Genomic DNA, 14,506 nt, shown 5'->3' with positions numbered 1-14,506 from the left:
GCACGCTGCCAAGACAAACAAGACCGCCTACAAGGTCTAAGACCGATCAGTCAAAAATCTCAACAACCCCCACAACAGCGCCTTCACCGTCAGTTACAGCCAACGCCCGAATTTTGTTGTCCAGCATGTAGGCCTCAGCCTCAGAAAGCTGAGAATCCTCGCGAATAGTGTGTGGGCTGGCGGTCATGAACTGCTCAACCGAGGCTTGAATAACGCTCTCGTCCTCCAGAAGCGCCCGACGCAGGTCGCCGTCCGTAACGATACCGACCAGCTTGTCGTTATCCATCACCACCGTCATGCCCAAGCGGCTACGAGTCATGACCAGCAAGCAATCATGGAAGCTGGTAGACGGTGAAACAACAGGTGCCGGGGAGTGCATGACGTCACAAACACGGGTCAGCAGCTTGCGACCCAGGCTGCCACCGGGATGGTAGCGGGCGAAGTCCATTGGCTTGAACTGGATAGCCTCAATCAGCGCCACTGCCAGTGCATCACCCATGGCCATAGTCGCCAGCGTCGAAGTGGTGGGGGCCAGATTGTTCGGGCAGACTTCACGCTCAACCGAAATGTCGAGCCAGATGTCTGCATGCTTGGCCAGTGTAGATTTGCCGTTCCCAGTCATGGCGATGATCTTGTTACCGAAAGACTTCAGGCTAGGAATCAGCTTGATCAGCTCTTCGGTCTCGCCGCTGTAGCTGATCAGGATCAGCACATCGATTGGCTTGAGCATGCCCAGGTCGCCGTGGAAGGCTTCGGCCGGGTGCAGGAAAAAGCTGGGGGTGCCAGTGGATGCGAAGGTGGCGACCATCTTCTGGCCGATCAGGCCAGATTTACCCATGCCGCACACCACGGTACGCCCCTGGCAACCAAGGATCAGTTCAACGGCGCTCTGGAACTCGCCATCCAGGCGGTCGGCCAACTGAGTCACGGCTTGAGCTTGAGCGATAAGGGCTTCTTTGGCGATGCTGAGGTGATTCATTTTCGTCCCTGACGACAGCGAATGTATACGAAGGCGCGAATGTTAAGGTTTTTACAGCTGGAAGCATAGTGCGGAAGCCCCAGTCTCAGAGCAATCTGACTGACGGCGACGCCAACAGAACAGAGAACTAAGCACCGACTTTGCGCCAATGATGGCATTGAGATATCAAATTTAATCTGTTTCTTCACACCCCAGCCTCAGCAGGCTTTTACACCCGGCAACCAGTTAACTAACTTCGTAGGAGTGCCTTATACACGGTGCCAACTCGGCCTGATTGCCCGTGAACGCCCTAGCCATTGGACTCGTTCTGACGCAAATCATTAAGTGATTAGACGTGGATACCACAACTCTCGGACGATCGATGAAGGCTTGTTGCCTATGCAGACCCTCGGCCTGTTCGGCGCGCCGGCAGATAAATACTGGTGGAGCTACTCCCGCGCAACGACAACAAAAAAGTGGGATGCATCGCTTGGCCTTGCACAAACCCCACCCCCAGCGGCAACCCTTGAACCACAAGGCGTTCAGCCCTCCCCCCCCCTCCAAATCAATATCTTGTTGTAACTTTTCGTTGTACACAGGCCGCTCATACAGCAGCATACCCCCCTTTCTCAGCTTCAAATTGGACGTATGGCAGTGGCAACATGGATGTTATGAATCCTCCTACACGCCGGCACGTAGCCAGCAAAACACACTACCGCTGGCAAAGCGCCTCTCTCGAAAGTCATCTTCACGCTCTAGTCCCACAATGGGAAGGAAAGACGCTGGAGATTACGACCGAGGTGCTGGGCGGTAATGCTTCGTTCGTGAACTACGTACGCCACCATCGGCTACAGGACCCTTGTACCGGTCAACCTGTAGAGGTCGTGGAAAAATCGATTCGCAAAATAGCGTTTATCGGCAGCCAGGAGGCGCGCTTTCACCGCGCAGATGGCATGCTGACCGGCAGCATACATTTTCACTACCCCGCCTGCCTGGGGGTTATTGAAACACCATGGGAAAGCTTGATCTTCACCGAGTTCGTACGCGGCAAGCCCCCACGAATGCACAAGATCGGCAAACCGCTGGCGCTAGGTATTGCAGAACTGGAGACGTTAAGCCATGACTATCTACAAGCGCAGCCACTTGTAAAGGTACCTCTGCTTTGGAGCATGGATTTCTTCAGGCCTTGGTTCCAACTTCGCCCACGCTTCAATTTCTCCCGGTGTTTGCCTGGATTGGTGAAGCTTGGGCTCGAAGACGAAAGGTTTGCTGGACTTGCCGAGCGCTTCAAGGCATTTGTGCCGTTGACCCGAAAAATGGCAGCCAAAGCACGGCGCAGCGAGCGCTGCATCAGCCACATGGATTACCTGCAAAAAAATCTCTTCGTCGACAAGAGCCAATTGCACCTGATCGACTGGAGCGAGGTAAAGGTTGGGCGCATAGGCTTTGACGGCGGGGCCTACCTGGGCAGCCTGTTCCGGCGCAAAGACATGAAGGTATTCCTGGCAGCACAGGCAGAGTTCATAGAGGCTTACCGAGCTGCCCTGCCGGAGCGCTTCGATGTGGAACGGGCGCTAAGGAACTTGCGCTACGTGTTTCTCCTCACGGCGCTGTTCCATTGCTTGCGTCCAGAAACGGTCGCTGAGTACAAGGAGCGCGACCGGATGGCGTTGCTGCTGGAGAAATACAACTATTTGCTGGGGATGCTGGATCAGGAGTAAATGAGCTTTTGTACCCACCGGGGAAAAAGCTTCGCGGGTAAACCCGCTCCTACAGGCGTGCGTTACGTTCCCCAGCGGTGTGGTACGCCGCGGTTTCGGGGAGTTTGCCGGAATCAGATGTCATTTTGATTCCATAGGTCATCATCTGCACATATCGTCTAATTTCTTTTCGCGATTTTTGCTCAGCGGCACGCCTACAAATGTGAATTTGTATTAAGATTCGCCATCCTTTGTTTCCACCGGACCCGCAGGGCTATAGGCCCATGCCGCCCCTTTGCTGAATGGATGCCGCTCCACGTATATGGACGACGCTTCGCCCCGCCCTCGCCTGCTGATCCTGTCAAAAGGAGCTCAGCGCATCAGTACGTTGCCTGCCTTGCTGCCCGAATTCGCGCTGCAAAGCGGTGCTGTGCGCGATATCGAGCTCGCTGATTGGGTAATGGCCTGGGGCCGCAAGCCAAGCGCCATCAAGGCAATGGCCGAGGCGCACAAGGCTGGCAAGCCCGTTCTCACGCTGGAAGACGGCTTCATCCGTTCCGTGGGCCTGGGCGCCGACGAGCCGCCCCTGTCGCTGATCGTCGATGACGTGGGCGTGTACTACGACGCTTCCCAGCCGTCCCGCCTCGAACAGTTGATCGCCACGTCCCTCGACGCCGAGCAAACCCAACGTGCCCTGGCGCTACGTGGCCTGTGGCAGCAACAACGGGTGTCGAAGTACAACGACGCACGCATCGAGCTGCCAGCGTTGCCGGCCGACTGCGTGCTGGTGGCCGACCAGACCTGTGGCGATGCCTCGTTGCAAGGTGCAGGGGCCGGCGACTTCCGGGCCATGCTGGAGGCGGCATTGGCCCGCTACCCGCATAGCACCATCGTGCTCAAGGTGCACCCCGACGTGGTGGCCGGGCGCAAGGCCGGGCACTTCGACCTGGCAGCGCTGGCCAGCAACCCGCGGGTGCAGGTACTGGCCCACAATGTTCACCCGGCCGATTTGCTGCCCCGCATGCGTGCAGTGTTCGTGATGACGTCGCAACTGGGCTTCGATGCCCTGCTTTGGGACGTACCGGTGCACACCTGGGGCATGCCGTTCTATGCCGGCTGGGGGCTGACCGACGACCGCTTGCCGGCACCTTCGCGCCGCAAACCTGTGCCGTTGGCGCAACTGATTCATGCCAGCCTGGTGGCCTACCCGCGCTATGTCTGCCCAGAACGTGGTCAGCCGTGTACGCCAGAGGTGCTGATCAACTGGCTGGGTCTGCAACGGCGGCACCGCAGCGTGTTGCCAGGCAGCGTACAGATGCTGGGTTTCAGCCGCTGGAAAGAACCGCTGGCAAACCTGTTTTTCAATGGCGCGGCCATTCGCTTCGTCAAGCCCGAGCAACCGCTGGCGCAAGACTTGCCCGTGGTGTCCTGGGGCTGCAAGCACGACACCCACCTTAGCGCCCACCCTCTGCCCGTCAACCGGGTGGAAGACGGCTTTCTGCGCTCGGTCGGCCTGGGCGCCGGCAAGGCGCGACCGTTGTCGTGGGTGGTCGATGACCTGGGTATTTACTACGACGCCACCCGGCCTTCGCGCCTGGAGCGCATCCTGGCTGAAGAGCCGTTCGACCCGCAGTTGTTAGCCCGCGCGCATGCTTTGCGCTTGGCCATCTGCGCGGCGGGGCTGACCAAGTACAACTTGCCCGGCGCCAGCTGGCAGCGCCCCTCGCATGCGCAACGGGTGATCCTGGTGCCTGGCCAGGTGGAGGGCGATGCGTCCATCCGCTTTGGCGGCAACCGTATCCGCAGCAACCTGCAACTGCTGCGCGCCGTGCGTGAGCAAAACCCTGATGCGTGGGTGTTGTACAAACCCCACCCAGAGGTATTGGCCGGCACGCGCGCCCGCGGTGACGACGAAGCGCAAACCGTGCACTGGTGCGATGAAGTGATCGGCGATACGCCACTGCAGCAATTGCTGGAAGTGGTCGATGAATTGCATGTACTGACCTCGCAGTCGGGCTTCGAGGCCCTGCTTCGCGGTGTGCCCGTGACGACCTATGGCCAGCCGTTCTACGCCGGCTGGGGGCTGACCCGCGACATGGACCTTCAAGCACCGGTGCAGGCACGGCGCAGCCGACAACTGACGCTGGACCAGCTGGTAGCGGGCACGCTGCTGCTCTACCCCACTTACGTAAGCCTGGTGACCAACCGCTTCACCACCGCCGAACGAACCTTATACGAACTACAAAATTGGCACGCCTTACCGCAGCCTGGAGCTCCCTCCCGATGGCAGGACTTGAAACGACGCTTGAGCAGTTTGTTGGGCATGAAGCGCCCGACCAACTGAATGCAAGGGCGACGCGTGGTCCGCTGCTGCGTATCCCGTCACATAATTTTCTGCTGCTTCAGGGTGTCAGTTCGCCCTTCTTCAGCCGCCTTGCCAAGGGGCTGCGGGATATCGGCCAGCGGGTGCACAGTGTGCGCTTCAACGTCGGTGACGCCCTGTACGGCCCCGGCGGCGCGCAGCTGACCTGCCCGCATGCCCCGGAAGACATGGAGGCCTGGTATTCACAGGTGTTCCGCCAACTGGATATCACCGACCTGGTGCTATTCGGCGACTGCCGCCCGGTACACCGCCCGGCCGTGACCCTGGCGCGGCTGTCGGGTATTCGCGTGCACGTGTTCGAGGAAGGCTACTTTCGGCCCTATTGGGTGACGCTGGAGCGCGACGGGGTCAACAACAACTCGCGTTTGCCACGTGACCCGCAGTGGTACCGCGATGTGGGCAAGTACATTCCGCGCTATCAGAATGGCAACCCGTTCAAGCTGTCGTTCGCCGCACGTGCCACGCACGATGTGCTGTACCACGCCGGCGGCGCGCTGAACCGGCTGTGCTTCCCGCGCTACCGCACCCATGCCCCGTTCAACGCAGCCGTGGAGTACGCCGGTTTCATTCGCCAGGGCATGCGCCTGCTGCGTGCCCGTGTGCATGACGACGCGCTGGTGGCCGAAGTGGCCCGCGAACGGCACCCCACGTTTTTGCTGCCCTTGCAACTGGACAGCGATGCGCAAATCCGCGACCACTCGCCGTTCCAGAACATGACCCAGGTGATCGAGCATGTGATCGACTCGTTCTCGCTCAACGCGCCCTTCGATGCGCGCCTGCTGGTGAAAAACCACCCGTTGACGCCCGGGCTGGTCAACTACCGCAAGGTCACCGAGCAGTTGGCGCGCAAGTACGACGTGGCCGAGCGTGTCGATTTCATGGAAAGCGGGCACATGCCTACGCTGCTCTCGCACATCACCGGCATGATCACCGTCAACAGTACCGCGGGGGCTTCAGCATTGCTGCACCACCGCCCTACCTGCACGCTGGCCGAGCCGATCTACGCGATGCCGGGGCTAACCCACCAGGGCGGGCTGGATGATTTCTGGCAGCAGCCAGAAGCGCCCGACAACACGCTGTTTCAACGCTTCCGCAACACCGTCATCCACACCACCCAGGTCAACGGCGGCTTCTACACCGCCTGCGGCATGGACATGGCCGTGGCCAACTGCCTGGAAGTGCTGATGGCGAAAACCTCAAGAATCGAAAAATACCTATGAGTTCGCATGCCTCACCCCGCTGCATCCTCATCACCGGCGCCACAGGCGGTATCGGTGGCGCGTTGGCGCCTGCCTACGCCGCCCCGGGGGTGACGCTGATCCTGCAAGGCCGGCGCCAGGACCGCCTGGCCGAAATGGCCGAACAATGCCGCGCCCTGGGTGCCCAGGTGTTACTGGAGGCCCTCGACGTGCGCGACCTGGACGCCCTGCGGGCCATGGTGCGCCGAGTGAGCGAGCAGCATCAGCCCGACCTGGTGCTGGTCGGTGCAGGGCTTAACACCGCCGTGGGCGCCAATGGCGAAGCGGAAGACTGGGACGAGAGCCGCGCCCTGATGGAAGTGAACGTGATGGCCGCCCTGGCCACCGTCGAGGCCGCCCTGCCCGCCATGCGCAGCCGTGGCGACGGGCAGATCGCCCTGTTCAGCTCGCTGGCGGGCTGGCGTGGCTTGCCGGTCACGCCGACCTACAGCGCCAGCAAGGCCGCCATCCGGGTGTACGGCGAGGCCATCCGCGACTGGCTGGCGCCGGAAGGGGTGAAAGTGAATGTGATTGTGCCGGGGTATGTGGAGTCGAAGATGTGCTTCGAAATGCCCGGGCCTAAACCTTTTCTGTGGCCCGCCGACAAAGCGGCCAGGCGTATCAAGCGCGGGCTGGCGGCGAACCAGGCGCGTATCAGCTTTCCGTTCCCGCTCAACCTGGGCACCTGGCTGCTGGGGCTTATCCCGCAGTGGCTTTCTTCGATGATCCTGCGTGGGTTGAAGTACAGTGATTGATGTTTCCATGTTGCCGGTCGCTTTGATCGGCCTGGGCTTGACCGTCGCGGTCGAGCGCCTGCTGGTTCCCCGCCCTGCCCTGCGTCGCCCGGCCGATTGCTGGCTGCTGCACACGGGGCTGTGGTGTGTGGCCTTCGGGCTGTTGTATGCACTGACGGCGCGGCCGTTGTTCAGTGGCGTGAATGTGTTGCTGCTGTGGCTGCTGATCGTGCTGGTAAGCAACGCCAAGTATCACTCGCTGCGTGAGCCGTTTGTGTGTGCAGATTTCGAGTATTTCAGCGATGCAGTGAAGTTCCCGCGGTTGTACTTGCCGTTCTTTGGCTTTGGCAAGGCCGCGCTGCTGGCGGTGGGCTTTCTGGTTTACCTGTGGGCGGGGTTGAGCTTCGAGGTGGCGGGCGCGCGGCTTGAGGCGTTGCTGCCGTTGGCGCTGGGCCTGGGCTTGCTGCGCCTGGGGCATCGGCCTGTGAAGCCGAGTTTTGATGCCGAGCAGGATGTGCGTGGCTGGGGGTTGGCGGCCAGCTTGTGGCGGTACTTCTGGGCGGCGCGGGCGCCGGTGGATCGGGACGGGCTGGGCTCGCCGTTTGCGGGTGGGGCGGCGTCGGCCTCTTCGCAGCCGCCAGTGGCCCAGGCCGGGGCGCTGCCGGACTTGGTCTCGGTGCAGAGCGAGTCGTTCTTCGATGTGCGTGGGCTGTGGCCTGGCGTGCGCCCGCAAGTGCTCGACCAGTACGACCTGCTGGCCAGCCAGGCGCTGGCCCGGGGCAAACTGCAGGTGGCGGCCTGGGGCGCCAATACGGTGCGGACCGAGTTCGCCTACCTTACCGGCATCCCTGCCGACCGGCTGGGCGTGCACCGCTTCAACCCGTACCGGGTGCTGGCCCGCCAAGGCCTGCCCAGTATCGCCGCCAGGCTCAAGGCGCTGGGGTACCGGACCATTTGCATCCACCCGTACGATGGTGGTTTCTATGGCCGCAACAAGGTGTTGCCGGCATTGGGCTTTGATGAATTCATCGATGTGAAGGCGTTCAACGCTTCGCAAAAGGCCGGGCCGTTCATTGGTGATTGCGCCGTGGCAGACAAAATCCGCGCGCTTCTGCAGGCGCCAGGCCGCACCCAGCCGCTGTTCATCCATGCGGTCACCATGGAAAACCATGGCCCGTTGCACCTGGAAAGCGTAGCCGCGCACGAGCTGCCCACCTGGTTCGACCGCCCGCTGCAACCGGGCATGAAAGACCTGGCGCCCTACCTGCGGCACATCGGCAATGCCGACCGCATGCTGGGCATGCTGCGCGACACCTTGCTGGCCCAGCCGAACGAGGCGCTGCTGTGCTTCTTTGGCGACCATGTGCCGATCCTGCCCGAGGTGTACCAGGCTGTTGGTGCGCCTGCGGGTGATACCGACTACCTGGTGTGGTCCAACCGCCGCCAGCCTGGCTGCGGGGCCAGGCCAATGCCGGTGCAGCAGCTTTCCAGCACATTGCTGGCCCATGCCCTGGCGCCGGCAACCTGCCAGGACACGCCTGTGGCCAGTGCCGGGGTAGCCTGACAACGTGGTGCGTATCGTTTTGGGATCGGACCTGTCGCCGGAGCGTGCCGCAGACCCTGCCTTGGCCCGCTTGCTGACCGAGGGGCGGGGGTCGCTGGCGTTCCTGATTGGCAATACGGCCTGCCGCTATCGCTTGCTGGGGTCGGCTATCCACTGGGACCGTGTGCTGCTGGCCTTCGACGGCGAGCAGGCACTGGGCTTTGCCGCATTCAAGCATGGCCGGCGCGGGCCGTTTGCCTGGCACTGGCGGCCGTTCGTGCGTGAGTTTGGCCTGTTGAGCGGCTGGGTGCGGTTTATCGGGTTCTGCCTGAGCGAACTGCGCGAATGGCGCTACCCGTTCTTGCTGTACGGGCTGCGGGTCAGCAAGGCCGCACGCCAGCACGGCGTAGGCTCGGCGCTGGTGCAGGCGTGCTGCGCGCACGCCGCCGGCCAGGGCTTTACCCAGGTAGAGCTGGAGGTGCCGCTGAGCAATCATCGGGCGCAGCACCTGTACCTGCATAATGGCTTTGCCCTGCGCCGCAAGCGCTGGGTGCCGTTCCCGCCGGTGCGCAACATGTGGCGGGCCGTGTAATGCACAACACGCCTCCCTTTGTACCCCACCCGCCCGAAGGTTACTCGCCACCCGATGCCCTGGTAGACGGCACCGGCTGGGTCGGCATCATGTCGCAATGGGTGGCCTGGAAGGTCCTGCACCTGCCGCAGTTCCTCGGCCCGGAAGGCCCGCCCTTCTGGCTGTGGCGCCGTGGCCGCAAGGCGCCCAAGGGGCTCAAGGCGATTGCCGGTATCGGCTACAAGCAGTCGTCGGCCCATGCCCGGGTGCTGTGCCAGCGCTGGGGGCTGCCCTACATTGCGCTGGAAGACGGCTTTTTGCGTTCTTCTTCGCTGGGCATCGAGGGCGATACGCCGATGTCCATGGTGGTCGACCCGGTAGGCATCCACTACCTGGCGGACCGCCCTTCGCTGCTGGAAAACATCCTGCAGCAGCCCGAGGCGCTCAGCGCATACGAGCTCAATTGCGCCCGCGAACTGATTGCCTTGATGCGCAGCAGCGGCATCGGCAAGTACAACAACGCCCAGGACCTGCCCGACGACGACCCGCTGGGCCGCGAGCGGCCGCTGGTGCTGGTGGTGGACCAAACTGCCGGGGATTATTCGATCCCGGGCGGCGGGCTATGCGAAGCCGACTATGTGCGAATGCTGGATGAGGCCCTGGCAGAAAACCCGGATGCCGACGTGCGCGTGCGCATTCACCCGGACTGCCTGGGCGGGCAAAAGCCCAGTTGCCTGCTGGATGCCGCGCGGGCCCGCGGGGTAACGCTGGAGGCGCGGCCGGTAGCCTGGGCGTCACTGGCCCGGCGTGCCCGGCAGGTGTACGTGGGGACCAGCCAGGCCGGGCTGGAGGCGTTGATCCAGGGTGTGCCGGTCACCTGCTTCGGGCTGCCGTTCTATGCGGGCTGGGGGCTGACCGATGACCGCATGGCCATTGCTCGCCGGCAGGCACGGCCAGACCTTGTGCAACTGGTGGCGGCGGCCTATGTGCGCTACTGCCGTTATGTCGACCCATTGAGCGGCCAATTGACCGATGCCTTGACCGTTGCCCGCCAGTTGGCCAGTAAGAAAGCCCGCGATGCTGCGTTTGCCGGCCCTACCACGGTACTGGGCGTGAAGCGGCACAAGCAGCACAACATCCGGCGCTTTTTCGCAAGCCGTTGGGGGCAGTTGCGCTTCAGCGTGGACAGCCCGCAACTGATAAGCCAGGTAGCGGCCGAACAGGGCCGGCTGCTGGTGTGGGCTGCGCGCGAGCCGGCCGGCCTGGCCGAACGTGCGCGCCAGGCGGGGGTGCCTCTGTGGCGGGTCGAGGATGGTTTCTTGCGCTCCACGGGGTTGGGGGCTACCAACAGCCCGGCGCTGTCACTGGTGCTGGACCGGGGTGGCATTCATTACGATGCGCAGTCTGCCAGCGACCTGGAGCAGCTGTTGCAGCATGGCGAATTCGACGCCTCATGCCTGGCCGAAGCGGCGCGCTTGCGGGCGCAGATCGTTGCCAGCGGCACCAGCAAGTTCAACCTGCGCAGCAATGTGCGCCCGGCGCTGCTAGGGCAGCCGGGGCAGCTGCGGGTACTGGTGGTGGGCCAGGTCGAAGATGACGCCTCGGCGCTGTGCAGCGGTGGCGGTGCCGGGTGCAACCTGCGGCTGCTGCAACAGGTGCGCGCGCGGTTGCCGGATGCCTGGATTTTGTACAAGCCGCACCCCGACGTGGAAGCCGGCAAGCGCCGCGGGCACATCGCCCCGGCACAGCTGGTGGGGCTGGCCGATCAGGTACTGGCGGGTGTGGACATCGCCAGCCTGTATGGCCAGGTCGATGCACTGCATACGCTCAGTTCCACCGCCGGTTTCGAAGCCTTGCTGCGCGGGCTGCCGGTGGTCACCTATGGCACGCCGTTCTATGCCGGCTGGGGCCTGACCGAGGACCATCAGCCCTTGCCCCGCCGCACCCGGCGTTTAACCCTGGACCAGTTGGTAGCCGGCGCCTTGTTGCGCTATGCGCGCTATGCCGACGTCCAGCAAGACCTGCCCTGCGATGCCTGGCACGCCCTCGCCTGCCTCAGCGCGCCCCACCCGGCGCCGGTGGCCTATCGGCGAGTGGCGCCGTTGCTCAACTATACCCGGACCATGCTCGGCTGTGGCCGGCCATTGGCCCCATCAAAGGACTAGATCATGCCTGTTTCGATCAAGGACATCGGCCGTTACGCGGCACTCCCCTGGCATTGCCTGCAGTTGGCTACCCATGCCAAGTCGTTCGAGAACAACCCGGTGCTGGGCAGCGCCCGGCTCAATGCCCTGGGCCTGCATGTGCAGCGTCGTCAGTTGGCGATGGCCATGGCAGGTTACCGTCGCAATGCGCTGGCCTCGCGGCTGGATGCCGGTGAGCGCGCGCATTTTGAGCAGAACGGTTTTTTTATTCGTGAAAACGCCCTGCCTGCCGAGCAGTTTGCGGCCTTGCGCGCCGAGCTGGGTGCATTGCGCAGCACTGGATGGGAAATGCGCCAGGGCCGCGCGGTTACCCGCCGGGTCAGCCTTGACCAGGACGTGCTGGCGCAAAACCCGGCCAGTGCGGCGTTTGTGTCGGACCGTGGGGTGCGCGACCTGATTGCCTATGCGTCGTCCAATACCGGTGGCATTACCTACCAGTTGCAGTCGATCGTGATCGACGCCGCCAATGCCGACCAGGACCCGCAGACCCGCCTGCATGCCGACACCTTCCACCCCACGGCGAAGGCGTGGTTGTTTCTGGACGATGTGGCGGATGACCAAGGGCCGTTCAGTTATGTGCCGGGGTCGCACCGCCTGACGCCGGAGCGTTTGGCCTGGGAGTATCGTCAAAGCCTGGGGGCCGCGCGCTCCAGCGAGCAGATGCACCGTGAAGGTTCGTTCCGCATCGACGAGCCCGAGCTGGCGGCCCTCGGTCTGCCGCCGCCCCGTCGCTTTGCGGTGCCAGCCAACACCCTGGTGGTGGCGGACACGTCTGGTTTCCATGCCCGCTGTGCGAGCCATCAGGCCAGCCACCGCGTCGAGATTTATGCCAGCCTGCGGCGTAACCCGTTCATTCCATGGCGCGGGGCGCACCTGTTTGCATTGCCATGGATTGCCAACCACCACATGCGTTGGGATATCCGGTTGAAGCGGTTGATGGGGTTTGGCAAGAAGAGCCATTGGCGGTTTGTGGAGCAGTTGAATGCGTATGAGGCACCGCATATCTGACCCACGCCCAGTCCCCGGCCCGGTGGCTGGACGCAGGCCGTCGTAGGAGCGGGTTTACCCGCGAAAGGGCCGGGCCTGCGGGCCAATATCCCTGGTCATTCAGCGTTGCCGCCGCCACCGTATTCGCGGGTAAACCCGCTCCTACACGGAAACGCATCCGTGGTTGGGCGCAGGCCGTCGTAGGAGCGGGTTCACCCGCGAAAGGGCCGGGCCTGCTGGCCAATATCCCTGGCCAAACACCGTCCCCCTGGTCAGTGGGCACATTCTGCAATGGTTGAATCGCTGCTGGCGTCATGTGGGCGTCTACGCTGGCTCGAACGATCGAAGCCTCAAGGATGACCACATGCACTACGCCCACGCCCACCATCTGCGCCGCCACCGGGTTTCACACCCCGGCAGGCTGTACATGCTGACAACCGTCACCCACCAGCGTCGCCCGCTGTTTCACAACTTCAACCTGGCCAGAGTGGTGGTCAATCACCTGCGCCAGGCAGACCGGGAAAACAGCTGCGCCACGCTGGCCTGGGTGGTCATGCCCGACCATGTGCATTGGCTGATAGAACTGAAACAGGTGACACTGGCCACGTTGATGCGCCGCTTCAAATCAAGGTCCAGCCTTGCCTTGCACAAGGCTGGCGTAACAACCAACCCCATCTGGCAGGCGGGCTACTGCGATCACGCCATGCGCAAGGATGATGACCTGCTCAACGCCGCTCGCTACATCATTGCCAACCCGGTCAGGGCCGGCCTGGCACCCAATGTCGGCGAATACCCACACTGGGATGCCATCTGGCTGTAGGCGTGCCCCTCACCCCAGCCGCGCCATCTCCTCCGCCACCACCGCCACGGTATGCCTGATCTGCTCTTCCGTATGCTCGCAAGACACAAAAAACCGCACCCGCGCCGAATGCTCCGGCACCGCGGGGTACAGGATCGGCTGGGCATTGATGCCACGCTCGAACAGGGCGCTGGACAAGCGGCCAGCCTTGAACGAACTGCCGGTAATCACCGGGATCACCGCCAACCCGGTACTGGTCGCCGTGTCCAACCCAGCTTCACGCGCCAGGCGCAGGAACAGCTCCCCTCGCGCCTGCAGTTGCGCAACCCGCTCGCTGTCAGCAGCCAGCAGCTTCAACGCTGCCAACGCAGAGGCCGTGACCGCCGGCGGCATGCCAACACTGTACAAGAAGCCCGGCGCCAGAAACTTCAGGTGCTCGATCAGTGCCGTGCGGCCCGCAATGTACCCGCCGCAACTGGCCAGGGTCTTGCTCAAGGTCCCCATCCAGATGTCGACGTCATCGCCAGCCAACCCATAGTGCTCGCGAATACCTTTGCCCGTCGCACCCATCACCCCCAGCGAATGAGCTTCATCCACCATGAGGAAAACCTTGTGCTTATGCTTGAGCTCGACGAACCGGGGTAGCTCGGGGTAGTCGCCGTCCATGCTGTAGATGCCTTCCACCACCACCAGCACCCGCTCGAAGTGCTGGCGTTGCTCGCCCAGCAGGCGGTCCAGCGCCTGCCAGTCGTTGTGGGCAAAACTCAGACGGCGGGCACCGGACAGCTGGATACCCTGCAGCACGCTGTTGTGAATCAGCTCGTCATGCACCACCAGGTCGCGTGGCCCGAACAGGTAGCCGATGGTGGTGACGTTGGTGGCATGGCCGCTGACCATCACCACCGCATCGTCCACCTCGTACAGGCGCGCCAGTTCGCGCTCCAGCTCGCGGTGCAGCGGGCGGTCGCCAGACACCGGGCGGCTGGCCGACACCGAGGTGCCGTAGCGGTCGATCGCCGCCTTGGCCGCTTCGGCCACGGTCGGGTGGCCGGAGTAGCCCAGGTAGTTGTAACTGGCAAAGTTGAGAAACTCGCGCTCGCCAATCTGCGTCTGGGCACCGGCGGTGCCCTGGTGCATACGGAAGAACGGGTTGCTCACGCCCAACTGCATGGCGCTTTGCTGGAGTACCCGCAGTTGCTGGTACCCCGGGTGCAGATCAAAGCGATAGTGCGCTTCGGGCACCTTCAGGGCAGCCTGCTGTACCTGCTCCAGGGTGGCGCCCTGCTCGCCCTCGGCAGCCACATGGCGGCGCCGGGCGAGGGCTTGCTGGATCAGGCGTTGCTTGGCATCGCCACCAAGGCCGGTCGGGGTTCTGGCTGTCATCTGGCA

The 14,506-nt window shown here is 63.1% G+C and carries 11 protein-coding genes; 9 read left to right on the top strand and 2 right to left on the bottom strand.

All coding sequences use genetic code 11. The features are described from left to right. Positions 1-46: 46 nt before the first annotated feature. A complete protein-coding gene (locus C4Q27_RS18935; protein ID WP_104887182.1) occupies positions 47-979 on the bottom strand; it encodes an SIS domain-containing protein in 933 nt (310 codons plus the stop codon). A 641-nt stretch (positions 980-1,620) separates the two neighbouring features. On the opposite strand from C4Q27_RS18935, the gene C4Q27_RS18930 reads away from it, so the two are divergent. The 9 genes from C4Q27_RS18930 (at position 1,621) to C4Q27_RS18890 (ending at position 13,138) form a co-directional block, all read left to right on the top strand. Next, a complete protein-coding gene (locus tag C4Q27_RS18930; RefSeq protein ID WP_177410010.1) occupies positions 1,621-2,679 on the top strand; it encodes a phosphotransferase family protein in 1,059 nt (352 codons plus the stop codon). Positions 2,680-2,980: 301 nt separating this feature from the next. Next, positions 2,981-5,002: a capsular polysaccharide biosynthesis protein gene (locus C4Q27_RS18925; protein ID WP_104887181.1), complete on the top strand. Its 2,022-nt coding sequence runs from the start codon at positions 2,981-2,983 to the stop codon at positions 5,000-5,002. Then, positions 4,942-6,261 (top strand): capsule biosynthesis protein, encoded by a 1,320-nt coding sequence (locus C4Q27_RS18920; RefSeq protein ID WP_104887180.1) that lies wholly within the window; start codon positions 4,942-4,944, stop codon positions 6,259-6,261. Before C4Q27_RS18925 ends, C4Q27_RS18920 begins: the two co-directional genes overlap by 61 nt. Beyond that, positions 6,258-7,034, top strand: coding sequence for an SDR family oxidoreductase (locus tag C4Q27_RS18915; RefSeq protein ID WP_064492481.1), 777 nt, complete (start codon positions 6,258-6,260; stop codon positions 7,032-7,034). Before C4Q27_RS18920 ends, C4Q27_RS18915 begins: the two co-directional genes overlap by 4 nt. 7 nt (positions 7,035-7,041) lie before the next feature. Then, positions 7,042-8,577, top strand: coding sequence for an LTA synthase family protein (locus C4Q27_RS18910; RefSeq protein ID WP_081273245.1), 1,536 nt, complete (start codon positions 7,042-7,044; stop codon positions 8,575-8,577). A 4-nt stretch (positions 8,578-8,581) separates the two neighbouring features. Continuing rightward, entirely contained in the window at positions 8,582-9,148 is a 567-nt protein-coding gene (locus tag C4Q27_RS18905; protein WP_012053362.1) for an N-acetyltransferase, read from the top strand. Further along, a complete protein-coding gene (locus C4Q27_RS18900) occupies positions 9,148-11,292 on the top strand; it encodes a capsular polysaccharide biosynthesis protein (protein WP_064492479.1) in 2,145 nt (714 codons plus the stop codon). The genes C4Q27_RS18905 and C4Q27_RS18900 overlap by 1 nt, the downstream gene beginning before the upstream one ends. Before the next feature lie 3 nt (positions 11,293-11,295). Then, entirely contained in the window at positions 11,296-12,339 is a 1,044-nt protein-coding gene (locus C4Q27_RS18895; RefSeq protein ID WP_064492478.1) for a phytanoyl-CoA dioxygenase family protein, read from the top strand. Positions 12,340-12,682: 343 nt separating this feature from the next. Beyond that, entirely contained in the window at positions 12,683-13,138 is a 456-nt protein-coding gene (locus C4Q27_RS18890) for a transposase (RefSeq protein ID WP_064492477.1), read from the top strand. A 9-nt stretch (positions 13,139-13,147) separates the two neighbouring features. On the opposite strand, the gene C4Q27_RS18885 is transcribed toward C4Q27_RS18890, so the two are convergent. Next, positions 13,148-14,500, bottom strand: a complete 1,353-nt coding sequence (locus tag C4Q27_RS18885; RefSeq protein ID WP_064492476.1) for an aminotransferase class I/II-fold pyridoxal phosphate-dependent enzyme — start codon at positions 14,498-14,500, stop codon at positions 13,148-13,150. Positions 14,501-14,506 lie beyond the last annotated feature (6 nt).

Source organism: Pseudomonas sp. SWI36, assembly GCF_002948105.1.
Taxonomy (GTDB): Bacteria; Pseudomonadota; Gammaproteobacteria; order Pseudomonadales; family Pseudomonadaceae; genus Aquipseudomonas; species Aquipseudomonas alloputida.
This window is presented reverse-complemented; position numbering and strand designations above follow the sequence as displayed.